The 22,532-nt window shown below is 67.9% G+C and carries 26 protein-coding genes, 1 tRNA gene and 1 pseudogene; 14 read left to right on the top strand and 14 right to left on the bottom strand.

The genetic code is table 11. The annotated features are described in order from the left end of the window. Positions 1-3: 3 nt before the first annotated feature. Complete coding sequence (locus tag AC07NN_RS21740) at positions 4-651, top strand: hypothetical protein (RefSeq protein ID WP_494645936.1); 648 nt, start codon at positions 4-6, stop codon at positions 649-651. Between the two features lie 7 nt (positions 652-658). Continuing rightward, positions 659-970, top strand: coding sequence for a winged helix-turn-helix domain-containing protein (locus AC07NN_RS21745; RefSeq protein ID WP_494645705.1), 312 nt, complete (start codon positions 659-661; stop codon positions 968-970). Positions 971-1,104: 134 nt separating this feature from the next. Here AC07NN_RS21745 and gluQRS read toward each other — a convergent pair whose 3' ends face one another. Beyond that, a complete protein-coding gene (gene gluQRS, locus AC07NN_RS21750) occupies positions 1,105-1,947 on the bottom strand; it encodes a tRNA glutamyl-Q(34) synthetase GluQRS (protein WP_494645709.1) in 843 nt (280 codons plus the stop codon). Positions 1,948-1,955: 8 nt separating this feature from the next. Further along, on the bottom strand, positions 1,956-2,582 hold the full coding sequence (locus AC07NN_RS21755; RefSeq protein WP_494645715.1) for a TetR/AcrR family transcriptional regulator: 627 nt from the start codon (positions 2,580-2,582) through the stop codon (positions 1,956-1,958). A 168-nt stretch (positions 2,583-2,750) separates the two neighbouring features. On the opposite strand from AC07NN_RS21755, the gene AC07NN_RS21760 reads away from it, so the two are divergent. From AC07NN_RS21760 to AC07NN_RS21780, 5 genes are all read left to right on the top strand, one after another. Then, positions 2,751-2,861, top strand: coding sequence for a hypothetical protein (locus AC07NN_RS21760; protein WP_494645719.1), 111 nt, complete (start codon positions 2,751-2,753; stop codon positions 2,859-2,861). A gap of 186 nt (positions 2,862-3,047) precedes the next feature. Then, positions 3,048-3,530, top strand: coding sequence for a transcription elongation factor GreA (greA, locus tag AC07NN_RS21765; RefSeq protein WP_494645721.1), 483 nt, complete (start codon positions 3,048-3,050; stop codon positions 3,528-3,530). Between the two features lie 65 nt (positions 3,531-3,595). After that, positions 3,596-4,237, top strand: coding sequence for a DNA-3-methyladenine glycosylase family protein (locus AC07NN_RS21770; RefSeq protein WP_494645723.1), 642 nt, complete (start codon positions 3,596-3,598; stop codon positions 4,235-4,237). 175 nt (positions 4,238-4,412) lie between these two features. Further along, positions 4,413-4,976 (top strand): HNH endonuclease, encoded by a 564-nt coding sequence (locus AC07NN_RS21775; protein WP_494645938.1) that lies wholly within the window; start codon positions 4,413-4,415, stop codon positions 4,974-4,976. Between the two features lie 249 nt (positions 4,977-5,225). Next, positions 5,226-5,510, top strand: coding sequence for a hypothetical protein (locus tag AC07NN_RS21780; protein WP_494645726.1), 285 nt, complete (start codon positions 5,226-5,228; stop codon positions 5,508-5,510). A 9-nt stretch (positions 5,511-5,519) separates the two neighbouring features. Here AC07NN_RS21780 and AC07NN_RS21785 read toward each other — a convergent pair whose 3' ends face one another. The 6 genes from AC07NN_RS21785 to AC07NN_RS21810 all read right to left on the bottom strand — a co-directional run bounded on the left by AC07NN_RS21785 (position 5,520) and on the right by AC07NN_RS21810 (position 12,108). Next, a complete protein-coding gene (locus tag AC07NN_RS21785; RefSeq protein WP_494645728.1) occupies positions 5,520-6,047 on the bottom strand; it encodes a VanZ family protein in 528 nt (175 codons plus the stop codon). A gap of 135 nt (positions 6,048-6,182) precedes the next feature. Next, positions 6,183-7,889 carry a M1 family metallopeptidase gene (locus AC07NN_RS21790; RefSeq protein WP_494645940.1) on the bottom strand — a complete coding sequence of 569 codons (1,707 nt, stop codon included), beginning with the start codon at positions 7,887-7,889 and terminating at the stop codon, positions 6,183-6,185. Between the two features lie 143 nt (positions 7,890-8,032). After that, complete coding sequence (locus AC07NN_RS21795; protein ID WP_494645730.1) at positions 8,033-8,593, bottom strand: demethoxyubiquinone hydroxylase family protein; 561 nt, start codon at positions 8,591-8,593, stop codon at positions 8,033-8,035. Further along, positions 8,593-9,159, bottom strand: a complete 567-nt coding sequence (locus AC07NN_RS21800) for a disulfide bond formation protein B (protein ID WP_494645733.1) — start codon at positions 9,157-9,159, stop codon at positions 8,593-8,595. The genes AC07NN_RS21795 and AC07NN_RS21800 overlap by 1 nt, the downstream gene beginning before the upstream one ends. Then, complete coding sequence (locus tag AC07NN_RS21805; protein ID WP_494645735.1) at positions 9,156-9,764, bottom strand: YqaA family protein; 609 nt, start codon at positions 9,762-9,764, stop codon at positions 9,156-9,158. Before AC07NN_RS21805 ends, AC07NN_RS21800 begins: the two co-directional genes overlap by 4 nt. A gap of 145 nt (positions 9,765-9,909) precedes the next feature. Next, positions 9,910-12,108, bottom strand: a complete 2,199-nt coding sequence (locus AC07NN_RS21810; RefSeq protein WP_494645737.1) for a TonB-dependent hemoglobin/transferrin/lactoferrin family receptor — start codon at positions 12,106-12,108, stop codon at positions 9,910-9,912. A gap of 162 nt (positions 12,109-12,270) precedes the next feature. Between AC07NN_RS21810 and AC07NN_RS21815 the strand changes: the two genes are divergently transcribed. The 5 genes from AC07NN_RS21815 (at position 12,271) to AC07NN_RS21835 (ending at position 14,954) form a co-directional block, all read left to right on the top strand. Then, on the top strand, positions 12,271-13,056 hold the full coding sequence (locus tag AC07NN_RS21815) for a DUF4198 domain-containing protein (protein ID WP_494645739.1): 786 nt from the start codon (positions 12,271-12,273) through the stop codon (positions 13,054-13,056). Between the two features lie 11 nt (positions 13,057-13,067). Further along, positions 13,068-13,535, top strand: a complete 468-nt coding sequence (locus AC07NN_RS21820) for an EF-hand domain-containing protein (RefSeq protein ID WP_494645741.1) — start codon at positions 13,068-13,070, stop codon at positions 13,533-13,535. Between the two features lie 106 nt (positions 13,536-13,641). Further along, positions 13,642-13,890 (top strand): DUF3297 family protein, encoded by a 249-nt coding sequence (locus tag AC07NN_RS21825; protein ID WP_492812284.1) that lies wholly within the window; start codon positions 13,642-13,644, stop codon positions 13,888-13,890. 46 nt (positions 13,891-13,936) lie between these two features. After that, positions 13,937-14,179, top strand: coding sequence for a hypothetical protein (locus tag AC07NN_RS21830; RefSeq protein WP_494645942.1), 243 nt, complete (start codon positions 13,937-13,939; stop codon positions 14,177-14,179). A 253-nt stretch (positions 14,180-14,432) separates the two neighbouring features. After that, on the top strand, positions 14,433-14,954 hold the full coding sequence (locus AC07NN_RS21835) for a MarR family winged helix-turn-helix transcriptional regulator (protein WP_494645743.1): 522 nt from the start codon (positions 14,433-14,435) through the stop codon (positions 14,952-14,954). Here the strand turns inward: AC07NN_RS21835 and AC07NN_RS21840 are convergent. Continuing rightward, the gene (locus tag AC07NN_RS21840; protein ID WP_494645745.1) at positions 14,929-15,933 is read right to left on the bottom strand and encodes a P1 family peptidase; all 1,005 of its coding nucleotides are present in this window, start codon (positions 15,931-15,933) and stop codon (positions 14,929-14,931) included. The genes AC07NN_RS21835 and AC07NN_RS21840 overlap by 26 nt on opposite strands. A gap of 102 nt (positions 15,934-16,035) precedes the next feature. Between AC07NN_RS21840 and AC07NN_RS21845 the strand changes: the two genes are divergently transcribed. Then, positions 16,036-16,120, top strand: a tRNA-Leu gene (locus AC07NN_RS21845). Between the two features lie 19 nt (positions 16,121-16,139). Here the strand turns inward: AC07NN_RS21845 and AC07NN_RS21850 are convergent. Together AC07NN_RS21850 and msrB are read right to left on the bottom strand one after the other, a co-directional pair. Beyond that, the gene (locus tag AC07NN_RS21850) at positions 16,140-16,748 is read right to left on the bottom strand and encodes an alpha/beta hydrolase (protein WP_494645944.1); all 609 of its coding nucleotides are present in this window, start codon (positions 16,746-16,748) and stop codon (positions 16,140-16,142) included. 129 nt (positions 16,749-16,877) lie between these two features. Beyond that, positions 16,878-17,357, bottom strand: a complete 480-nt coding sequence (msrB, locus tag AC07NN_RS21855) for a peptide-methionine (R)-S-oxide reductase MsrB (protein ID WP_494645747.1) — start codon at positions 17,355-17,357, stop codon at positions 16,878-16,880. A 52-nt stretch (positions 17,358-17,409) separates the two neighbouring features. Here msrB and AC07NN_RS21860 point away from each other — a divergent pair, with 52 nt between their 5' ends. Beyond that, on the top strand, positions 17,410-17,988 hold the full coding sequence (locus AC07NN_RS21860; RefSeq protein ID WP_494645749.1) for a type 1 glutamine amidotransferase family protein: 579 nt from the start codon (positions 17,410-17,412) through the stop codon (positions 17,986-17,988). Between the two features lie 12 nt (positions 17,989-18,000). Here the strand turns inward: AC07NN_RS21860 and AC07NN_RS21865 are convergent. From AC07NN_RS21865 to AC07NN_RS21875, 3 genes and pseudogenes are all read right to left on the bottom strand, one after another. Then, positions 18,001-18,092: pseudogene (locus AC07NN_RS21865) on the bottom strand (hypothetical protein); the annotation flags it as partial. A 14-nt stretch (positions 18,093-18,106) separates the two neighbouring features. Continuing rightward, complete coding sequence (locus tag AC07NN_RS21870; RefSeq protein WP_494645751.1) at positions 18,107-18,610, bottom strand: GlcG/HbpS family heme-binding protein; 504 nt, start codon at positions 18,608-18,610, stop codon at positions 18,107-18,109. Then, the gene (locus tag AC07NN_RS21875) at positions 18,607-22,524 is read right to left on the bottom strand and encodes a LamG-like jellyroll fold domain-containing protein (protein ID WP_494645753.1); all 3,918 of its coding nucleotides are present in this window, start codon (positions 22,522-22,524) and stop codon (positions 18,607-18,609) included. Before AC07NN_RS21875 ends, AC07NN_RS21870 begins: the two co-directional genes overlap by 4 nt. Positions 22,525-22,532: the final 8 nt, after the last annotated feature.

The raw sequence follows: 22,532 nt of genomic DNA on the forward strand, positions 1-22,532 counted from the left end.
GCGCTGAAGGGGACCGGCATGAGCAACGAACTGAAGAGCGTCCAGGACGACCTGGCCTTCCTGCGAGGCCTCGCCGACGGCAGCAACGAGCGCGGCGGCCTGGGCGTCGCCGGTGGCGCGCTGTACGGCTCGGCGGGCGTGCTCTACGGCCTCCAGACCCTGGCCTATTTCGCTCAGGAGCGGGGCGTGGTCAGCTTCGGGTTCCAGGGCAATATGGTGCTGGCCTGGGCGCCGACCCTGATCTTCCTGGTGCTGATGACCATCGTCATCATCATCGATCGCAAGAACCCCCAGCGGGGCGTGACCAACCGCGCGGTCAACGCCGCCTTCCAGGCGACCGGGGTCGCGAACCTGGCCTTGATCATCGTCTTCGCTGCGGCCGCCGCCCGCCACAAGGACTTCCACTACTGGCTCTTCCACCCGGCGGTGGTGTTCATCCTGCAAGGCGCCTGCTGGCAGGTGATCTTCGTGCTGCGCAAGCGGATGTGGATGCTGGCCGTGGCGCTGGGCTGGCTGGTGTCGGGCGTGGCCATGGGCGTGCTGATCGAGCGGGCCGACCTCTACCTGCTGATCGCCAGCTTCGGTCTCTTCGCGTTCATGGGAGCTCCCGGGTTCTACATGATGCGCCAGGCCATACGGCTGGCGGCCTGAGGCGATCGTGGCGCCCAAGTTCGACATCAGCGGGCTGGATGACGTCATCCATGGCCGAGTCCGGCTGGGGATCGTCGCCTACCTGGCCAGCGCCGAGGTGGCCGACTTCACCGAGCTGAAGGACGTCCTGGAGGTCACCCAGGGCAATCTCTCCATCCACCTGCGCAAGCTGGAGGAGGCCGGCTACGTCTCGATCGACAAGAGCTTCGTCGGCCGCAAGCCCCTGACCCGCGTGCGCTTGACCGACACCGGGAGGGCGGCCTTTTCGAACTATCTGAAGGCGATGGGGGTGTTGGTGGAGCAGGCGGGCGGCTCTTAAACTTCCGATTTCCCCGGCGAATGCCGGGGTCCAGATGGACAGGCTCTGGGGCGGGCTCCAAAGACGCGGCGCCCTTCCAATCAGCTCAAACGCCATGGGATCTGGGTCCCGGCATTCGCCGGGAAGATCGGATTCTATGAGAAGCCGAGTTCCTGTCTGAGAGCCTCGGGGCTCATCCCCGCCGCCCGCAGCTCCCGCAGGGTCTCGGCCTTGTCGCGCTTGGCATAGCGCTTGCCGTCCGGGCCCATCAGGAGGCCGTGGTGACGGTAGGTTGGCGTCGGCAGGTCCAGCAGAGCCTGCAGCAGGCGCTGGATGTGGGCCGCTTCGAACAGGTCCTGGCCGCGAACGACGTGGGTGACGCCTTGCAGCGCGTCGTCATGGACCACGGCCAGGTGATAGGCGACGCCGACGTCCTTGCGGGCCAGGACGATGTCGCCGGCGGTCTCGGGGCGGGCCTGGATCGCGCCGGTCTCGCCCTCGGGCCCCGCGCCGTCCTCGACGAAGGTCAGGGCCTCGAAGCCGCCCAGCATCTCCCGAGCCGCCGCCAGCGACAGCCGCCAGGCGAAGGCCTCGCCGCGCTCCAGGCGCTGGGCCTCCTCGTCAGCAGGCAGGGGCGCGCCGACATAGGGAGCGGCCGGCTCGTGCGGCGCGCGGCCGATGTCGATTTCCTTGCGGGTCTTGAAGCAACGATAGGCCAGGCCGAGTTCGCGCAGGGTCTCGATGGTCGCGTGGTAGTCGGCCAGGTGCTCGGACTGCCGCCGCACGGGCTGCTCCCAGGCAAGGCCCAGCCACGCCAGGTCCTCGAAGATCGCCGCGTCGTATTCGGGCCGACAGCGGGTGGCGTCGATGTCCTCGATGCGCAGCAGGAAGCGGCCGCCAGCTTCCTGAGCGGCGCGATAGGCCGTCAGCGCCGAGAAAGCGTGGCCGCGATGCAGATAGCCCGTCGGCGACGGGGCGAACCGGGTGACGAAGGTCACGCTGGGTCTCAGTTCTGGGGAGGAGAGAACTTCGCGAACATGCCCAGGTGCTCGAACACGGCGCGAAGGAAGGCCTCCTCGCCGCCCAGCAGTTCCTTCAGCGGGGCGAACTGCTTGAAGCCGATCATCTCGGCCAGGCCGTGGCCGGCGCACCAGGCGGCGATCGTGGCCAGTTCCAGGTCGATGTCGCTGACGTGGCCGCCGCCGTTCTCGTTGATGGTGTCGCGCACCTGGCAGTAGGCGCCGTCGTCCTTCAACTGGTCGGGCAGGGCGTCCTTGTCGCGCGAGCGGTCGTACATCACGCGATAGAGGGCCGGATTGTCGCGGGCGAAGCAGACATAGGCCACGCCGATATTGGTCATCCGCGCCTGACCCGCCTCGGTGGCGGCGCGGGCCTTGGACAGCGCCTCGTCCAGCTCGTGCCAGCCCTCGTGGGCCACGGCCTCGAGCAGTTCGCCCTTGTCCTTGAAGTGGTGATACGGCGCGGCGGGACTGACCCCGGCTTCGCGCGCCACGGCCCGCAGCGACAGGGCCGCGGGGCCTTCGCTCTCAAGGATCTTGCGCGCGGCGTCCACCAGCGCGCGGCTGAGGTCGCCGTGGTGATAGGGGCGGGATTCTGCGGTCGCGGTGCTCATCGTCCCTCACTGTAACAGCAACCTTCTAAATTTTCATCCTAGCACTGTAAAGATTATCTTGACGGCGTTTAGATGCGCGCTATCTAAGCATCGTCCAGATCGGTTTGCCCCAGAGAGGGCGGCCCAAAACCCATCGGGGGTTAGGACGCAAAGAGAGGGACTATCGCCATGCAACGCACGCTCAACGCCTTTGAAACCGCCTTCGACCGTCTGGCCGGTGGCTATTTCCTCGTGATCGCCCTGGGTCTGGCCGCCGCCGTCGCCGGCGTGGCGATCTAAGGACGATTGCTCGCAGTCGGCGGGCTGGCTTCCGATCCCCCGGAAGCACCCGCCGCCGCGTTCCATCTGGCCCCGCCTTGAACCTGTTCGGCGGGGGAGCTAACCAGATCAGGACGCGTTAGGCCTTCGACGCCATTCATCCGTACGCGTCACAGGCCCTTCCATGATCCAAGACATTTCCCGGCCATGAGCGTCGCCTTCACCAAGGAAGGCGACAGCGAAGCCTTCGCGGCCGATCTGCCCGATCGGCCGATCTCGACCCATCCGAATCTCGTGACGCCCGAGGGGCTGGCCCAGATCGAGGCCGAGCTCGCCGACGCGCGCGCCGCCTACAGCGCGGCCCAGAGCGCTGGCGGGGCCGCCGATGGCGACCGCACGGCCATGGCCCGCGCCACCCGCGACTTGCGCTACTGGTCCGCCCGCCGCGCCACCGCCCAGTTGATGGAGCGCGACCCGGCCAAGACCGTCGTGCAGTTCGGCGACCGCGTGACCTTCGAGCGCGAGGACGGCCGTGTGCAGACCTTCCGCATCGTCGGCGAGGACGAGGCCGATCCGACCAAGGGCTCGGTCTCCTATGTCGCGCCCATCGCCCGCGCCCTGCTGGGCAAGTCGGTCGGCGACGCCAGCCCCGCACCGGGCGGCGAGATCGAGATCACCGCCTTCGACTAGATCGAGCGGACGGTTCAGCAAGTTCCGGATTGTCATCGGCCGCGGGGCAGGGTCCCTTGCGGCCGATGTTCGTTCCGCCCAACGCCGAAGCCCTGCTCCAGGCCCGCAAGCACCTGGCCGCCATCGATCCGGCGCTGGCCGCGATGGAGGCCGTCACCCCGCCGTTCGAATGGCGGGTCAGCCTGGGTGGCTTTCCGGGCCTCCTGAAGATGGTCGTGCAGCAACAGGTCTCCCTGGCCTCGGCCGCCGCCATCTGGGCGCGGGTCGAGGCGGGACTGCCGGCTATGACGCCCGACGCGGTGATGGGACACGAGGAAGCCTATCTGCTGACCCTGGGCCTCTCGCGCCCCAAGGCCCGCTACGCCCGCGCCTTGGCGCAGGCCCATCTCACCGGCGCCTGCGACTTCGACGCGCTGCCCGGCCTGTCGGACGAGGAGGCGATCGCGGCCCTGACCGCCATCACCGGCATCGGCCGCTGGACCGCCGAGGTCTATCTGATGTTCACCCAAGGTCGCCTGGACATGTTCCCCGGCGGCGACGTGGCCCTGCAGGAAGCGATGAAGTGGGCTGATAGGGCGCAGGTCCGTCCGAACGAGAAGCAGGCCTACAAGCGCGCCGAACTGTGGCGGCCCTATCGCGGCGTCGCCGCCCATCTGCTCTGGGCCTGCTACGGCGCCGTCAAACGCCGCGAGATCGCGCCTTTTTGAAACCCGTCAACGAGATGTCTTGGTTCTGTCGCTGACTCGGACCATCCTTTCCATGCGTTCGGGAATGAATGGCGATTCCCCGAATTAGCGTAGGAAGGAGGCCCGTCTTCAGTCCTTTCGCGTACCACATCAGCCGAGGCCGACAGCGTTCCGACGCGCGCCTCGAAGGGGGGATCTGATGCAGGTCCTCACGCGCCCGCCTTCGGGCATGCCGGCCCTGGTGCTCAACGCCGACTTCAGGCCGCTCAGCTACTATCCGCTGTCCCTCTGGCCGTGGCAGGAGGTGATCAAGGCGGTGTTCCTGGATCGCGTCGACGTCGTGGCCAGCTACGACCAGGTGGTCCATTCGCCGTCGTTCGAGATGAGGCTGCCCAGCGTCGTCGCGCTGAAGCAGTACATCCCGCAAGAGCGTCCGCCGGCCTTCACCCGCTTCAACCTGTTCCTGCGGGACAGTTTCAGCTGCCAGTACTGCGGCTCGCTGGAGGACCTGACGTTCGACCACGTGATCCCCCGCTCGCGCGGCGGCCGCACGACCTGGGAGAATATCGTCACCGCCTGCGCGCCGTGTAACCTCAGCAAGGGCGGCCGCACGCCGCGCGAAGCCGGGATGCAGCCCTTCCACCAGGCCCGCCGCCCGTCGATGCACGAACTGCAGGATCGGGGACGCCGTTTCCCGCCCGGCCGACTGCATGTCAGCTGGCTGGACTATCTCTACTGGGACATCGAACTGGAGGCTTGAGAAGCGCTGCGCTTCAGACAGCAAAACGGCCCGGGCTGGCGTTTTGAGGAATGGCTGTCCCGGGCCGTCGGCTATGAGGCGGAAGGGGATCTGACCGCCAAGCTGTTCCTAGAAATGCAGGCTTAAGGCGAAGGTTCCAGACCCGGCCCGAAAAATATTTCAGTGCGGTCACATTGGGTTCGGATGATGCAACCCGAACCTCGACCGATGGGTTCTCTTCCCCGAGGCAACAGCCACGGGAGACACGCCATGAACCGATCCAGCACCGAAGGCGGCGACAAGCGCCACTTCACCCACGGCACCGCCGCGTCGACCGCCGACATGGCCGCCGAGGGCAAGATCCGTCCGGAAGACCGCCACATCGACGCTCCCCACGCCCGCGAGGCCAAGCGCCCCCTGGCGGAGGGCGAAAAGCACGACCAGCTGGCCGCCAAGGTGGCCAAGTCCGAGAGCCGTCAGGAAGCCCTGCTGGACGAGGGCCTGGAAGAGAGCTTCCCGGGCAGCGACCCGGTCAGCGTCAAGCGCATTACCTGATCGGGCTCATTACCTGATCGGGCGAGGTGGGAAGCGACGCGAGGCGCGTTCGGCGAACGTGCGCGCGCGCTCCTTCGCTTCCTGCGGCTCGGCCGCGGGCTCGAACGTTCCGGCCTGGCGATAGCTGGGCTGACGACGGTCCGCGGCGGCGATCTGGTCGAAGGTCAGGTCGCCTTGCGTCCGGGCCGTGGCGCGGATCGTCTCGGTCATGCTGACGGCGTAGACCGCGAGAATGCCGACCGCATCGGCCAGCCAGTCCATGAGGTTGGCGCTGCGGTCGCCGAACAGCTGGGCCGCCTCGATGGCGCCGCCTAGCACCAGGGCGGCGACCGTCAGGTCGGCCCTGCGCATGCGGGGGAAGGCCAGGAACGAGATCGCCAGCAGGCCGCCGAACGCGAGGGCGTGGGCGACCTTGTCGCTGAGTCCGAAGATCCGCTCGGCGCCCTGGAACGGACCCAGGGTCAGAACCGTCACGGCCAGCGAGCCGACCACCAGCGCGATCCGCGCGGCGGTGACGAAGTGGACGGGCTTGAGCATGGACGCGACCTCCGGAGGAACGTCCCTCCTAGCGGCCAAGGTCGCGCCATCGGGTAAACCGACAGGGTTAGCGAGACGTGTGTCCACAGGGAAACCGCCTCCCTAGGCGCAAGGCCCAGGAAGGCGGGAGGAGCGCTACTTCTTCTCCGCCTCCGCCTTTTTCTTGGCCTCGGCGGCGGCTTTGTCGGCATCGTCCTTGGCCTTCTTCCAGGCTTGGAAGTCCTCGAGATAGGGCTGGCGACGCAGGATCTTCGAGCCCGGATCGACGATCACCGGGGCGGTGTCGCCCACGGTCAAGCGACCGGTTCCGTCGGCCATTGGCACGGTGACGACCTTGCCGCCGACCTTGACCTCGACGGGCATCGGGAACGGCTTGCCGCTAGGGGTCTTCCAGGCCAGCACGAGATCGCCGCCCTCGCGGGTCTCTACCAGGTCGGGCAGGGCGGCCTGATAGAGATAGGCGTCGAAGAACCAGCCGTAGTCCTTGCCGGTCACATCGCCCACGATCTTCACGTAGTCCTTGGTGCCCAGGTAGCGCGGCGTGAAGTTGCCCGGCTTGGGATCGGGCGTGCCGTAGACGGCGATGCGGGTGATCTTGAAGAACGCCTCGTCGCCCAGCAGGCCGCGCAGCGTGTGCAGCACGTTGGAGGCCTTGAAGTAGATGTCGTTCCCCGGGCCGCGCTCGCCGTTGTAGACGTCGTCTTCCTTGAGCTGTTTGCCCGAGACGATCGGGAACTTGTTCTTGCTGTCGATACGCTGCTGGTTCAGGCGCGCCATGTACTCCATGTCGCCGTGCAGCCATTGCGACATCAGCGGCTGCATGTAGCTGCCGTAGCCTTCGTGCAGCCACATGTCGTCGTTGTCGGTGTCGGTCAGCTGGTTGCCGAACCATTCGTGCGCGAACTCGTGCTGCAGCAGCCAGTCGAAGCCGTAGATCTCCTTCTTGTACTGGTTGCCGTAGGCGTTGATCGTCTGGTGCTCCATGCCCAGGTGCGGGGTCTCGACCACGCCCATCTTCTCGTCGCGGAACGGGTAGGGGCCGATCATCTGCTCGTAGAAGTCCAGCATCGGCGCGAACTCGGCGAACAGGCCCTTGGCCTTCTCGGTGTTGCCCTTCAGGTGCCAGAACGACATCGGGAAGCTGTCGCCGAAGCGGCTCTTGTAGGTCGCCGTCATCTCCTCGTAGGGGCCGACATCCAGGGCGATGGCGTAGGTGTTGGGGTTCTTGGCCTGCCAGTTGTAGGTCCGCCAGCCGTCCTTCTCGGTCATGCCCTTGAAGGCGCCGTTGGCCGGGGCGACCAACGGGGCGGGGACGGTGATGTGCAGGTCCACCAGCTTGGGCTCGCCGGTCGGATAGTCGATGCAGGGCCAGAAGATGTCGCAGCCGTCGCCTTGCACGGCGGTGGCGATCCAGGGCTCGCCGGTCGGGGCCTTGCTCCAGACGAAGCCGCCGTCCCACGGCGCGCGCTTGGCCTCCAGCGGCACGCCGACATAGGTGACGGCCAGCGTGACCGTCTTACCCTTGGCGACCTTCTTGGGCAGCGTGATGGTCATCCGGCCTTCGGGATTGGTCCAGGCCGAGGGTTTCAGCGCCTTGCCGTCGATGGTCAGCTTGCTGATCGTGAAGACGCGATCGAAGTCGACGACCAGCTTGTCCAGCGGCTCCTTGGCCGTGAAGGTCAGGGTGGCCTCGCCCTCGATCGCCTTCTTGTCGGGCAGGATCTTGAGCTTCAGGTCGGCGTGGTCGAAGGCGAGGGCTTGCTGCTCGGCGGGCATCGGGCCGCCGGTGCTGAGCGAGAGTTCGCTGGTCTTGAGCGGTTCGGCGGCTTGGGCGGCGGCCATGGTCCCGACGGAAAGGGCCAGGAGCGACGCCGCGTAGGCGGCGACGGCGCGAGTATGAATGGACAAGTGGGCGACTCCCCAACACGAAGGTCTTGTTGGGGCGTATCGGTAGGCTGGCCCGGCACGGACGCCAAGCGCCGGCTTCAGATCTTCTCGCTGATCTTGATCGCGGCCCGGCAGCCGGCCTGGATCACGGCGGTCAGCAGTGGGTAGGCGGTGGCTTCGTGAGCGCCTTCCTCGATGGCCAGGTCGCGGTGCGAGAGTTCGTCATCGCGGAACTGGGTCAGCTCGGCGGCCAGGGCCGGATCGCGGTCCTTCAGCTCCTCGATCTGGCCGGCATAATGCTTCTCAATGACGTTCTCGACGGCCTCGGTGCAGGCGTGGGCGGCCTTGTCCCCGAGCAGGGCGGTGCCCGCGCCCAGGGCGAAGGCGGCCGCGCGCCAGACGGGCGACATCAGGGTCGGGCGCACATTGCGCTCGGTCAGCAGTTCGTTGAAGCGGGTCAGGTGGACCTGTTCGTGGCCCTCCATCTCCTTCAACTGATCGGCGATGCGCTCGCGGCCGGGGCTGGCGCGCATGACCGCCGCCTGGCCGCGATAGATGTGGACGGCCGCCAGTTCGCCGGCCTGGTCGACGCGCAGGATCTCGGCGAGGCGAGAGGCCAGGGCGCCTTGGCCCGGACGCGGCGGAACCGGCCGGCTCATCAAAGCGTCTCCGCCTTGCGCAGGCCCGAGAGCGCGCCCCAGATCGCCAGCTTCAGCGAGATCAGCGCGTTCCAGCCGGCCATGGACAACCCTAAGAACACCCAGGCGGCCTTGTCGCACATGGGGGGCTTCAGCTTGGTCGCGCCGTTCAGCGCGGCCTCCAGGCTGCCGAGGGTGACCGTGCCGGTCCCGGTGCAGGTGGTCGGACCGGGCCACCACTTCCACTCGACGCCGGCGTGGAAGGCCGCCAGGCCCGCGCTGTAGAGGAAGATTGCGCCCAGCAGCAGGTTGGCGGGCTGGCGCAGGCGCGACCACAGCGGCGTACGCTGCAGGATCGCGGCGATTAGGCCGACCGCACCGGCCACCCAGAACACCTCGCGCTGTTTCAGGCAGAGGTGGCAGGGCGCCAGGCCGCCGAACTTCTCGAAGCTGTGGGCGATGGCCAGCATCAGGGCGCTGGAGAGGAAGGCGATCAGCGGCCAGTGCCGCGTGACCACGTCATAGACCCGCCCGATCAAGCCGCGCTCTGCTCCCCCTTGGGCAACTTTGGTTTGTTCATTCGTCATGCGGCGCAAGCTCCACCATGTCCGCCCCCGCCGATGAGATGGCTCGCGGTCAGGCCGATGACAAGGAGGGCGATCAACAGACCGGCGAAAAGCGCCAGGCGGCGCTCGACGATTGGCAGCAGGGTGGGGCCGAACTTCTTGATGATGAAGGCGACCAGGAAGAAGCGCGCGCCGCGTGTCACGACCGAGGCGGCGATGAACACCGGGAAAGCAAAGGCGGCTAGGCCCGAGGCGATGGTCACCAGCTTGTAGGGGATGGGGGTCAGGCCCTTGGCCAGGATCACCCAGACGCCGTACTTGGCGTACCAGCACTGGAACTCCTGAAGGCCGCCCGAGTGACCGGTCGCGGCCATCATCCAGAGGCCAAAGTCGCGCAGGAAGAAGCCGATCGCATAGCCCAGGGCGCCGCCCAGCACCGAGGCGATGGTGCAGATCAGGGCGTAGCGATAGGCCTTCTCCGGCTTGGCCAGGCACATCGGGGCCAGCATCACGTCCGGCGGAATCGGGAAGAACGAGCTCTCGGCGAACGAGACCGCAAACAGGCTCTTGGAAGCGTGACGGGAAGCGGCCAGGCCCATGACCCAGTCGTAGAGGCGACGCAGCATGCGGACTCCGAGGAAACTTAAGGTCCGTTGCTAGCAGGGGGAGGGACGCTTGTCCTCCCGGATGTCGGCGCGCGCGGCTTCCCGGCCCACGCGCGCCGAAACCGGGGCGCTTCCCCAGCACGGGAAGCGCCCCGTCCGGTACCGACTAGAACTTCAGAGCCAGGGAGACGCTGTAGTTCCGGCCGGTCTGGCTGTAGGCGTCCTTGACAGTCGACGTGTCGGCCAGGCCGCGCGCGTCGCTCCACCACCAGTACTTTTCGTCGGTCAGATTGAAGACGCCGGCGCGCACGGTCACCGTGTCGGTCGCTGCCCACCAGGCGGTGGCGTCGGCCACGGTGAACGACGGCGGCAGGAAGCAGCCGCCGGTGCAGGTCACGCCCGCGCGGCTGGCCGCCTTGCGGTCCGAGTGGATGACGCTGAGATCGCCGCCGAACTTGCCCGACGGGGCGCGATAGGCGACGCCGCCGGTGAGCTTGACCGGATCGATCGACACCAGGGGCGTCTTCACGCCGTTGGTCTCGGACGAGCCCGTGGCGTACGAGGCCGCGGCGCGGGCGGTGAAGCCCTTGCCCAGCTCGAACGAAGCCTTGGCCTCGAGGCCGCTGATCTTCACGCCCGACAGGTTGATGTACTGGTAGACGGCCGGGTTGGTAGCGGTGAACGCCCCGCTGACCTGCACCTGCTCGATGAAATCGTCGTACTCGCCGGTGAAACCGGTGACGGCCACGCGCCAGCCGCCCTGGCGCAGGCGGATGCCGCCTTCGATGGTGCGGCTGGTTTCGGGCTTCAGGTCCGGGTTCGAGATCGACTTGTAGTTCGAGACCGGGTTGGCGAAGCCGGTGTTGACCTGCGACGCCGAGGGGGCCTTGAAGCCTGCCGCCGCGTTGGCGAATACGGTGACCAGGTCGCTGGCTTCCCAGACCAGACCCAGCTTGGGCGACAGGTGCGAGTCGCTCTGGCCCGAGGTTGCGGTGGTGAACAGCGGATCGGCCTTCGGGTCGAGCTTGTAGTAGTCGAAGCGGACGGCCGGATAGAGGGTCACCTTGCCGGTGGTGATCTCGTCCTGGACGTAGAGACCGGCAAGGGTGAAGTCGGTGGTCGGGAAGGCCTTGGCCGGGAAGGTCTCGCCGGCCGGCGGCACCGTGCCGTCGCGCGTGCCCTGCTGGCGGGTGACCGAGGCGTCGCCGCCCCAAACGATGTCGTGCTTCACAGAGCCCTTGTCGAAAGCGGTGTGCAGCTCGACGCCGGCGCCGAACACACGGTTGTCGAAGGTGGCGTCACGCGTGCGATCGGCGGCGGTGTAGCGGTCCTCGGCCGAGAACTGGCGCGTGGTGCTCTTCTGCCAATAGAGGGTCGTGCGGGCCGCGTTGATCAGGCCTTCGCCGCCGTCGAAGCGGTGGTCGGCGCTGACCCGGTTGCGCTTGACCTTGTCGAAGGCGGTCAGGCCGATGGCGCTGGTCGAGGCCAGCGGCGGCTTGGCGATGGCCGACAGCACCGTCCAGTCGACGTCACGGTCCAGGTGGTCGACCGTCAGGCGGAAGCGGTTCTTGTCGTTGGGGCTGTAGATCAGCTTGCCCAGGATGGCGTTGGACTGGTTGTCCTCGGGGTTGGCGGTGGTGCGGTCGGTATTGGCCGAGTCGTTGGTCCCCGCCGTCTTGGTGCCCTCGCCGTCGCGGCGGGTATAGGCCACCAGGGCCTCCCAGCGGTCCGACTTGCCGGCCAGCAGCAGGCTCTCGGTCCAGCTCTTGTCGGCCGAGGCGTAGCCGACGCGGGCGCGGCCGGCGAACGTGTCGTCGCCCTTCAGGATGTCGGACGGGTCCTTGGTGATGAAGCTGACCGAGCCGGCCAGGCCGTCGGCGCCATAGAGGGCCGAGGCGGGACCGCGCACGATCTCGACCGACTTCAGGGTGTCCAGGTCGACGTGATCGCCGCGACCCACCGACTGGGCGCCGAAGGCGAAGCCGTCGGGCACGCGCACGCCGTCGACGACGATCAGCACGCGATTGCCTTCCAGGCCGCGGATATTGAAGCCGGCGTTGCCGTCACGGCCCGTCGAGGCGCCGGCGGCGGTGAAGCGGGCAGGCGCGTTGCGGACCGAGACGCCCGGTTCGTCGCGGACCAGATCCTTGATATCCTTGACCAGGCCGTCTTCGATCTCGTCGCCCGAGATCACGGTGACGGTCGCCGGGACCTTGGTGACGGCCTTTTCCGAGCGCGTGGCGGTGACGGTGACCTTGTCGACCTCGACGGCGTCGGCATTCGCACCGTCCTCGGCATGGGCGGTCGTGGCCAACAGGACGGCGGTGGAGGCTGCGGCCAGGGCGGCCAGCTTCAGGCGAGACATCGAGATCCCCTTCGATAGCTTGCAGATGCGAATTGTTCGCAGTTGATGAGCGAGGGCCTAAGGCCGCCTCATCGACCGGTCAAGTTATTTGCAATTGATTCTCAGAACTAATCGCAATATCCCAAATTCGCCGCGACTGGAGCGGCGCCTGGGGTGCTCCCGATGATCCGTTCTCTCCGCGCCGGCCTGATGGGCGGCGCGCTCCTGCTCAGCCTCGCCGCGCCCGCCGCCCACGCTCACTCGCCCTATCTGCTGCCGACCGTGTTCGACGCCTCGGATCGCAAGATCGTCACGGTGCAGGGCTCGTTCACCGAGAGCTTCTTCGTCCCCGAGGTGGTGATGAAGTCCGACGCCTATGCCGTGATCGGCCCCGACGGCGTGCGTACCCCGCTGACCCCGACCTACACGCGCGAACTGGCGCTGGTGGAGGCCGCGACCGAGAAGCCCGGCACCTATCGCATCACCACCGGCCAGCGCGGCGGCCGCACCGCCAAGGCGGCGCTGGTGGGCGGCGAGTGGAAGTTCTTTGAAGGCGAGAAGGCTCCGGCCGACGCCATCGACATGCAGAGCCTGACCATGGCCGATGTCTATGTGACGCGCGGCGCGCCCAGCGACGCGGCCCTGGCCCCGATCGGCAAGGGCCTGGAGTTCAAGGCGATCACCCACCCCAGCAAGATCGTCACCGGCCAGGACGCCGTGTTCGAGGTGCTGTTCGATGGCAAGCCGCTGGCGGGCCAGGAGGTCACCTTCCAGGGCGCCGACGACCGCTACGCCGACACCAAGGCCGCGCCGAAGACCGTGAAGAGCGACGCCAAGGGCCGCTTCGCCGTCAAGGTCGACAAGTCGGGGATCTACCAGGCCCAGACCCGCTACCGCGTCGCCCCGGCCGCCGCCGGCCAGCCCGGCCAGAGCTTCACCTACGCCCTGACCTTCGAATCCCTCCGCTGATCGGACACCCCATGAAGACCCGCAAGATCCTCGCCGCCGCCCTGGTCGTCTCGCTCAGCGCCGGGACCGCCTTTGCCGCCTCTCACGCCCGCGACACCTTCATCAAGGAGCAGGACCAGAACGGCGACGGCGTCGTCAGCAAGGACGAGTTCGCCGCCACCCGCGCCATCCAGTTCGCCAAGACCGACGCCGACAAGAGCGGCGCGCTGTCGCAGGCCGAGTATGTCGGCGAGTTCAAGGCCCGTCTGGAGAAGAACCTCGCCGCCTCGGACCGCACGGCCGAGAAGAAGGAAGAGGAACGCATCCGCCAGATGCGCCAGGCCGAGGTCCGCTTCGGCGTGCTCGACACCGACAAGAGCGGCGCGATCACCAAGGCCGAGTTCGACTACTCCGGCTGGCGGATGTTCGTGACCCACGACACCAACAACGACGGGACCGTGTCGCCCGCCGATCCGGTCAAGGAAGACCAGCAGAACTAGGTCGAAGGCGGGGAGGCGTGTCGCCACAGTTGGATTTTCAGCGTTTCGTCGTTATCACCGCCGGCCAAGACACGGGCCGCGCGGCCCAGACCGAAAGCCGAAGACCATGAGCGACACGCCTCCCGACCGCCTCTCCGTCAACCCGGACAGCCCGTACTACGACGCCGACCTGCTGGAACGCGGCATCGGCATCCGCTTCAAGGGCGTCGAGAAGACCAACGTCGAAGAGTACTGCATCAGCGAGAAGTGGGTCCGCGTCGCCGCCGGCAAGACCGTGGACCGCAAGGGCAACGCGATGACCCTCAAGCTGCAGGGCGAGGTCGAGGCCTATTTCCGCGACACCGCCGAAGGCTGAGGCCTGTCCGGTGAGTGATCCGGTGAGCGATCCCGACCTCAAGGCGATGGCGCGCGACGAGCTTTCGCGCGCCACGACCTTGCGCTGGCAGGAGCTGAAGAGCGTCGTCCCGTGGGGCGACACCTTCGAAGGCATCTCGCCGGCTGGTCGCTATGTCGAGGTCGAGCGCAACTATATCTGGGCCTCGGAGGAGGGCGGCGACATCCTCTGTGAGGTGACCGTCTATGGCGGGCCGTCGCGCTACGACCACGGCGCGCGCGTTTCCCAACGCATTCCGCGCCCCGCCTGAGCGTCGTCCTGAACTCCGTTCCGGGCCCCGAGGCATAAGAACGCCGTTCAGGAAGGCGAGACGGCTATTCTCTGCCCAAGCGGCGTGCGAATGTTCATGTTCGTTCGAGCCAGATCGCCGCGCCGTTGAGGCCGGGGCGAGGGACGCTCACACCAAGAGTATCCGCGGGGCCGATTCTCAAGGCGGCCCCGAAATGATTTGGCGAAGGCTGCCCCTTCGAGGCGGCTGCGCCTGGGAGGACGAAAGGAAGGACATGACCGCGACGGTTTCCACGATCACGTCTGGCGCCTCCGAAACGCCTGAAGCGAACGTCAGCCTTGTCGACTACGTGCCCTATCGATTGGCCACGGCCTCGGCGGCGGTCAGTCGCCTGATCGCCCGCGCCTACGAGGATCGCTTCGGCCTGACCATCCCGCAGTGGCGGCTGATGTCGGTGCTGGCCGAGGGCGACCTGACCCAGCACACCGCCGTCACTCGCACGGCCATGGACAAGGTCCGGGTCAGCCGCGCGGCGCAGGAGCTGGTCGTCCGTCGCCTGGTGGCCCGCACCACCGTCCGCTCGGACCGCCGCTCGCACACCCTGGAGCTGACGGCCGCCGGCCGCCGCCTGTTCGCCGAGATCGCGCCGCTGGCCCTGGCCTACGAGGCGACGCTGCTGGCGGGCCTGGCCCCTAGCGAGGTGGCTCTGTTCAAGCGCCTGCTCGACCACCTGGAAACCGCCGCCATCCAACTCACCGGCGGCGAGACGATCAGCCCGCCGACGGTCGAGCCCTAGCGGCTTCATACACAGCGCGAGCGATCGCCCGCGCCACGCAGTCGGCCGCCGCCGCGCCGATCCGCGCCCGCTGCAAGCCGCGCATCGGATCGCTTCCCAGCGACACCGCCCCCGAGGCCAGGGCGAAGCAGACATCGCCGTCGAACGGCGTGTGCGAGGGCCGCACCGCCCGCGCCATGCCGTCATGCGCCATCATCGCCATGCGCTGCGCCTCGGCCGTGCTGAGGTCGGCGGTGGTCGCCACCAGGGCCAGGGTGGTGTTGGCGCCCGCCTTCAGCCGCGCGGCCAGTTTCGAGTCGTCCGGAATGGGATCGACGGTCGGCGGCAGGTCGCCCGGCCGCTTGCCGCCGAACTCGCCGTCGATCTCGAAGGGCCAGGCCCAGAACGTCTCGCCGTCGGCCATGTAGGGCGAGCCGACCGGATTGGCCGCCACCAGCGCCGCAACGATCAGGCCGCCGCCCAGGTCGATGGACGCCGAGCCCAGCCCGCCCTTGCGGGTCCCGGCCATGGCTCCGCGTCCCGCGCCGGCCGAGCCGAGCGGAAAGTCCTCGGCTGCTGCGGCCACGGCCCTCATGCCCAGCTCGCGATAGGGCGGGGTGAGCCCCCAGGCCTTGTCGCCGCCATTGGCCAGGTCGTGCAGGCACGCGCCCGGCACGATGGGAATGGCCGGCGTTCCCGGCGACAGCTTCAGACCCATCTCCCGCGCCGACATCGCCACCACCGCCCCGTCGGCCGCGCCCAGGCCGAACACCGAACCGCCCGAGAAGCAGATGGCGTGGGCCCGCGAGAAGCTGTTCTCCGGCCGCAGCGTGTCGGTCTCGCGCACCGCCGGCCCGCCGCCGCGCACGTCGACGGCGCCCGTCCAGGCCTCGGGGCAGAGGGCGACCGTCACGCCCGTCCGTACGGCTTCGTCCTCGACGCAGCCGACGAGCAGGCCCGGGATGTCGGTGATCAGGTTGCGGGGGCCGGGTTTCAGCATCGGGAATCTCTCGTTCACGGCGGATGCTAAACCCGTCGCCACGAGACTGGAATTCGCCGCCGACGCCTGCTAGGAAGACCACCCTTCGCGAAAGCGAAGCACGCGGGCGTGGTGAAACTGGTAGACGCGCCGGACTCAAAATCCGGTTCCGAAAGGAGTGTCGGTTCGACCCCGACCGCCCGCACCAACTCCTTCCAGTTCAGAACTTACGGCTGCTCCACCGCCTCGACCTTCCGCATCAGGCCGCGTAGCAGCGTCCGGCCCTTGCTCCAGGCCCCGTGCCCCGACTCCACATTGATATGCCCGGCGCGGCCCAGGTCGACGAAGTCCGAACCCCAGCCGCGCGCAAAGGCCTCGGCGCGTTCGATCTCGACATAGGGGTCGTCGCGGCTGGCCACGACCAGGCTGGGGAAGGGCAGGCGCTGGCGGGGGATGGGCGAGAAGCCGACCAGCAGGCGGCCAGCGGGACCCTCGCGGTTGACGTCGGCCGGAGCCACCAGCATGGCGCCGCCCACGCCGCGTCCGCCCGTCACCTGGGCGAAGTGGGCGACCAGGGCGCAGCCCAGGCTGTGGGCCACCAGGATCGCGCCGGGGCGCTGGCGCACGGCCTCGGCCAGGCTGATGGTCCAGTCGCCCAGCAGCGGGCGCTCCCAGTCCTGCTGGTCGACGCGTTCGGCCCCGGGCAGCTCGCGCTCCCAATGGCTCTGCCAGTGGTCGGGACCGGAATTGTAGAGGCCCGGCACGATCAGGATCGGCGGACCGTTGTCGTCGCCACGAAAGGCGCGCGCGGGCTCGAAGGCGGAGGGCGGGGGCATCATCATGCGGAACTCGAACGCTTGGATGGTCGAGCCGCAGATAGGCCCGGTCCGCGCCTTCGCTCAATTCATATCAATTCGATAGGAATTCAGAAAAGCTGGGGCGAGACCGGGATTTCAGGCTGGAACTCAGCCGATCTTGTCGCCGCGATGCAGCGGGTCGGGCAAGGGATCGCCGGCCTTCACGAACTGCAGCGACACCGAGTTGATGCAGTAGCGCAGCCGCGTCGGGGCCGGGCCGTCCGGGAAGACGTGGCCCTGGTGGCTGTCGCAGCGGGCGCAGCGGGTCTCGATGCGGACCATGCCGTACGAGGTGTCGCGCACGGCCAGCACGTGATCCTCGGCGAACGGCGCGTAGAAGCTGGGCCAGCCGGTGCCGCTCTCGAACTTGGTCTCGTGCTTGAACAGCGGCAGGCCGCACAGGCGGCAGCCATAGACGCCGGGGTTCTTCTCGCCCAGCAGGCCGCCGCAGAACGGGGCCTCGGTGCCGTGATGCAGGAGCACGCGGGCTTCTTCGGCCGTCAGGTCGGCCTCCAGGCGTTCGCGCTCGGCTTCCGTCGGCGGCGTGAGGTCGAAGCCGGCGGTTGAAAGGGTGGCGGTGTCTGTCATGAACGCCAATGTAAGCGCTCGAGCGTTGAACCGGTAGCACTTGGAGAAACTCATGACCGTCGCCGTCGCATTCCTGCAGCCGGGCTGGGCCGATTGGGAGACTGGCGGGGTCCTGGTGCTGCTGCGTCGGTACCTGAAGGTCCAGATCGAGATCGCCACCCCGACCGGCGACCCGGAGACCTCGATCGGCGGCGTGCTGGCGGCGGCGGACTATCGCTTCGACGACCCGGTGCTCAGCGACGCCGACCTCTACATCCTGATCGGCAGCGACGAATGGGCCAAGGGCGAGAACCCGGCGATCTCGGCGCTGATCCGCCAGGCCTTCGCCGACGGCAAGCCGGTGGCCGGCATCTGCGGCGCGACCACGGCCCTGGCCCATGCCGGTCTGTTCGAGGGGCGCAGGCACACCTCGAACGGCAAGGATTGGCTCGCCGAGCAGGTCCCTGGCTATGCGGGCTCGGACCACTATGTCGACACGCCCAAGGCGGTGACCGACGGCAAGGTGGTCAGCGCCTCGGGCCTGGCGCCGGTGACCTTCGCGGCGGCCGTGGCGCGATTGGTGGCGCCGGAGGCCGAGGAGATGATCGCGGGTTACGAGGCGATGTTCGCGAAGGAATTTTCTGCGGGGTAGGCTGAGGAGCCGAAAACCCCGCCCTTCGACGGGCTCAGGGTGAGGTTTTCTACTGAACGGCAATAGTCCTCACCCTGAGCCTGTCGAAGGGCGAGGACGGGCCCGCTGCGCTAGCCGTCTACTTCAGCGCCGCCGCCCCAGCCCGCGCCACCTGGCCGTCCTGGGCGCCGGTGCCGCCCGAGACGCCGATCGAGCCGACGATCTTGCCGTCGACCAGCAACAGCTCGCCGCCTTCCACGGCGGTGGCGCCGGTGAAGATCGAGTTCAGCGTGCCGGCCTTCACCGCCTCCTGGAAGTAGGAGGTCGGGCGGCGGAAGTTGGCCGAGGTGTGGGCCTTCTTCAGCGCCACCTCGTTCGAGCCGTACTGGGTGCCGTCCATCTTCTGGGCGAGCACCTGCTGGCCGTTCGACTCAAGGATCACGAAGACCATGGTCCAGCCGTTCTTGCGGGCTTCCGCCTCGGCGGCGGCGACCACGGTCTTGGCTTCGGCCAGGCTGATCACCCGGCTGGAATAGGCCGGCGCGGGCGGCGGCGCGGGCGCGGCGGCCGGAGCCGTCTGGGCCAGGGCCGAACCGCCGACCAAGGTCAGGCCGGCGGCGATCAGGGCGAACGTCTTCTTCATGGCAGCACGACCTCGTCGTTCAGGGCGGTGTTCTGGGACTGGGTGGAGACGATGCGAACCCGCAGGCCCGAGGCCTTCACGCCCGCCGGGATCTTCAGCTTCACCGAAGCGGTCTTGGGCAGCAAGTCCAGCGGAGCCTTCAGGGCCGGGATGGCGGCGCTGCCGACCACCTTGCCGGCCGTATCGACCAGTTCCAGCTTCGCGGCCTGTGCATCTTGAGCGCCCAGGCTGTGGACCTTGGCGGTGACCGCCGAGCCCTTCACCGTCACGTCGCCGCGACCGATGCCCAGGTCGGCCCGCTTGGCGGGATCATCGCCCGCCTTGGTCAGGGCCATGTCGATGATCGTGGTCTGGCGCGGCGCCAGGACGACCTTGGTCCCCAGGCTGCGTTCGAAGGCGACCGAGCGCGTCTCGCCCGCACCGTCGATCTTGTCGTCGCCGTTGGCGTCCAGGCCCTGGACCAGGCTCCATTGGCCCGGCGCGACGTTCCAGCCGGTCATGGTCGCTGTCACCGGCTTGTCGGTGGTGTTGTAGGCGATGACCTTGAAGCCGGTCTTGGTCGCGTCCTTGACCAGCAGCGCCACCTCTGTGCCGTCGGCATTGTCGAAGCGCCACGAGACGGTGTGGCCGGGTGTCATCTGGCCGCGCTTGTTGGCGATGCCGCCCAGGCGGGTGCGTTGTAGGATATCGCTCGGCAGCTCCACGCGGTCCGACCACCAGTGGCCTTCGGTGTGCATGTACATGTGCTGAGCGTTCCACTGGATCTCGTCGGCATAGAGATCCTCGAGGAACGTCTTGTCGCCGGTCAGGGTCCAGGCGCTGTAGCGCTCGATCGCGCCGCCCCGCTTGGCGGCGCTGACGATGAGATCCTTGTTGGCCGCGCCCAGGTTCATCTCGGCCAGGGCGTTTTCGTTGATGCTGGCCAGCGAGCGGATGCTGTTCTTGCCGATCCGCCAGGTGATCGGGGTCAGGTACTTCTTGTCGCCGGTGATGCGGTAGGCCGACCAGAACACCTGGAACGGACCGTCAGCACCCGAGCCCTGCAGCACCGTGCCGCCGCGCTCGGCGTCGCTGCGCCAGTTGATCTCGTTGGGGTACGAGCCGTCCTTCTTGTTGACGTGGGCCAGGTAGCCGTCGGCCAGGCCGACGACGGTGGCCTTGGCGGTCGCATCGCCATTGTAGTCGGCGATCAGGATCGACGGGTGGGTGACGCCGAACGAATACGGCTTCTGCCACTCCCACGGCCCCTCGCGGTACGAGATCTTGCCGCTGTACCAGTTGGTGTTGAAGTGGACGTGGCCGGCCGGGTTCTTGTCAACGACGCGCGGCAGGGCCTTCACGGTCGTGAACAGGCGCTCCACGGTCAGCGGGTCGCCGTAGTTGACGTACATCGCCTCGGAGTTGGAGTTGATGCCCTCTTCGTAGGCGTGCAACTCGTCGGTCACGATGGTCGAGAGACCGTCGGTGAACATGCCGTTCTTGTAGACGGCGTCGGCCATGCGGTTCAGCGAGTGGGTGATCTTGTCCGGCTGGACGCCCATCAGCGCCACGCCCGGCCACTGCTGCAGCAGGTCGCTGTCGTCCGACAGGCCGCCGCCGAAGTCGCCGAAGTCGGCCTGACGCTCGTCGATCCACCAGTTGATGAACTTGGAGACCAGCTTCAGGTCTTCGGTCTGGCGGAAGGCCCACAGCGGCGTGCCGTCGGTCGGCTTGGGCTGATCGAAGGCCGGCCAGCCCTGGCTGCCATAGGTGATGTCGCCCCAGTACTCGCGGCCGATCTGGTTGTCGGGATCGACGCGCAGCAGGTCGGAGATGTCGGCATAGAGACGGCGATAGAGGCCCTGGCGCTTGGAGGTCGTGTGCTCCTCGACCAGGAAGGCCCAGTTGTCCTTCACCTGGTTCAGGCGGTCGGCGATGTGCTCGGCCTTGGCCTTGTCCCGGTCCTTCAGCACCAGGCGGATCTTGGCGCCGTCCAGGGCCTTGGGGCCGAAGTCCGTACTGTCGGCGGCGATGGTCAGGTACAGGCTGTCGGCGGTCAGAATGCGGTCGCGCATATCGAGCCAGAGGGTGCGGGCCTCGCCAGCCTTCACCGAGACGCTGACGTCGATCATGTTGCGGCCCGGCCAGATCGGGTCCTTGACCTGGATGTTCAGCGGGATCGTCGTTCCGCCCGGACCGGGCAGGGCGGGGATGTCGATGGCCACGCCGTCCAGGCCGTCGCGAGCGTTCTCCCAGCCATAGGCCCAGTTGCGGGCCAGCGGCTTGGCGGCCGGCGCATCGCCGAAGCCCGACGGGATCAGCACGTGGACGATCGGCAGGCCCTTGGCGGTCAGGTCGCCGGCTGGACGCGGTCGGGTCGGCGCCGCGTCCGGGATGGCCACGACCGAGGCGCGCTCGCCGACTGGGTGGCGGCCGGTGATGTAGGCGTTGAGGTCGGCCAGGTTCAGATAGTCCGGCGCCACGTCGGCGCGGACCGTGTAGCTCATCTTGAACGCGTCCTTCGGCTCGGCCCCGGCCGAGACGTTGTAGGCCCAGATCTCCTGGATCGGGGTCTCCTGGGCCACGTTGGTGAAGGTTAGGACGCCGCCCTTCAGCGGTTGGGCCAGGGTGTTCAGCGAGCGCATCTGGTCCTTGGCGACCGTCCCGACCGCCGCGCCCTTGTCGCCGGCCTTGGCGGCCCACGACAGACCGCCATAGGCCGGACCCTGGATCTCGATGCGGTTGATCGGCTCGTCCGGCAGCGCCAGCGTCAGAGCCTTGCCGCCGTCGACATAGACGTTCCAGTCCGGCAGCTGGAAGTAGTCGTCACGGCCGGGCAGGCGCGAGCGGTTGTAGACGCCGGGCCAGGTGGTTTCGGAGATGCCGTCCGTGCCCTTCCACATCCACTCCTTGATGTCCTTGACGTCCTTGAACTCGACCTTGCGGATCGTGGTCTTGTCGTCGGTCAGCAGGGGCGGCGTGGCCAGGGCCCAGCCGTAGCGCTGCTTCCAGGCGGCGTGGATGGCCGGATCGTCCAGCGTGGCGACCGGCGCCGCGGCGGGCGGGGCCTCGTTGCGGGCGAGAGCCGCGATGGCGTCGGCGGCCAGCGGGCGGTCGTAGACGCGCAGTTCGTCGAGGTCGCCGCCGCGGGTGAAGTTGTAGCGGCTCTGCACCTGGTGCGGCGCGACCACGCGGCCGGCGACGCCGAACTGGTCGAGACCGGCGTCATAGACCGCCTTGGTCTCGGTCTTGGCCGCCAGCTTGCCGTCGACGAAGAGCTGGACGCCCGTCGTCTCGTCCCAGGTGAAGGCCAGGTGGGTCCAGGCGTCCGGCGCGGGGTTCTTCGGAACCTTGAACGACACACGCGTACGCGCCAGGCCGTTGTCGGTCACGAAGGCGTCGAAGCCCTCGCCGTTCCAGTCGACGCGCAGGAACGCCATGTCCCAGCTCGAATGGTCCGCATAGCCGACGCGGAAGATCACGAACGGCGCGACCCCAACCGGATAGCCCGAGCGCCAGAAGAACGAGAGGGTCCCGCGCTGGGCCTGGATGTTGCTGGGCGCGTTCCACGAGACGACGCCGTCGTCCTCGGCGTGGAAGCCCTTGCCGGCCTTGCCGTTGTCGATCGAGGTGACCTTGTCGGCGAAGTTGGGGGTCGGGTCGCCGGCCGCGATGTCGGCCACCAGGCCCTTGTCGCCCGAGACCTTGAACAGCAGCGCCGGCTCGGAGCTCTGCGCGGCGGCGGCCGCATGGGCCAGGATCAGCGCACAGGCCGACCCAAGGAAAATCGCCTTCATAGGAACCGTCTCCTCCCGATGGCGGACATCTCGGACCTTACTGTTGGTAACCGGTGTCATGCCTGGGTGCTGGTGTAGCGCCGTAAGGGCATGCTTGCAAACCCGACGAGGCCTGATAGGCCATGCTGCAAAGCACAAAAATCTGC

The sequence above is a fragment of the Caulobacter sp. GW821-FHT09H08 genome (assembly GCF_059415885.1).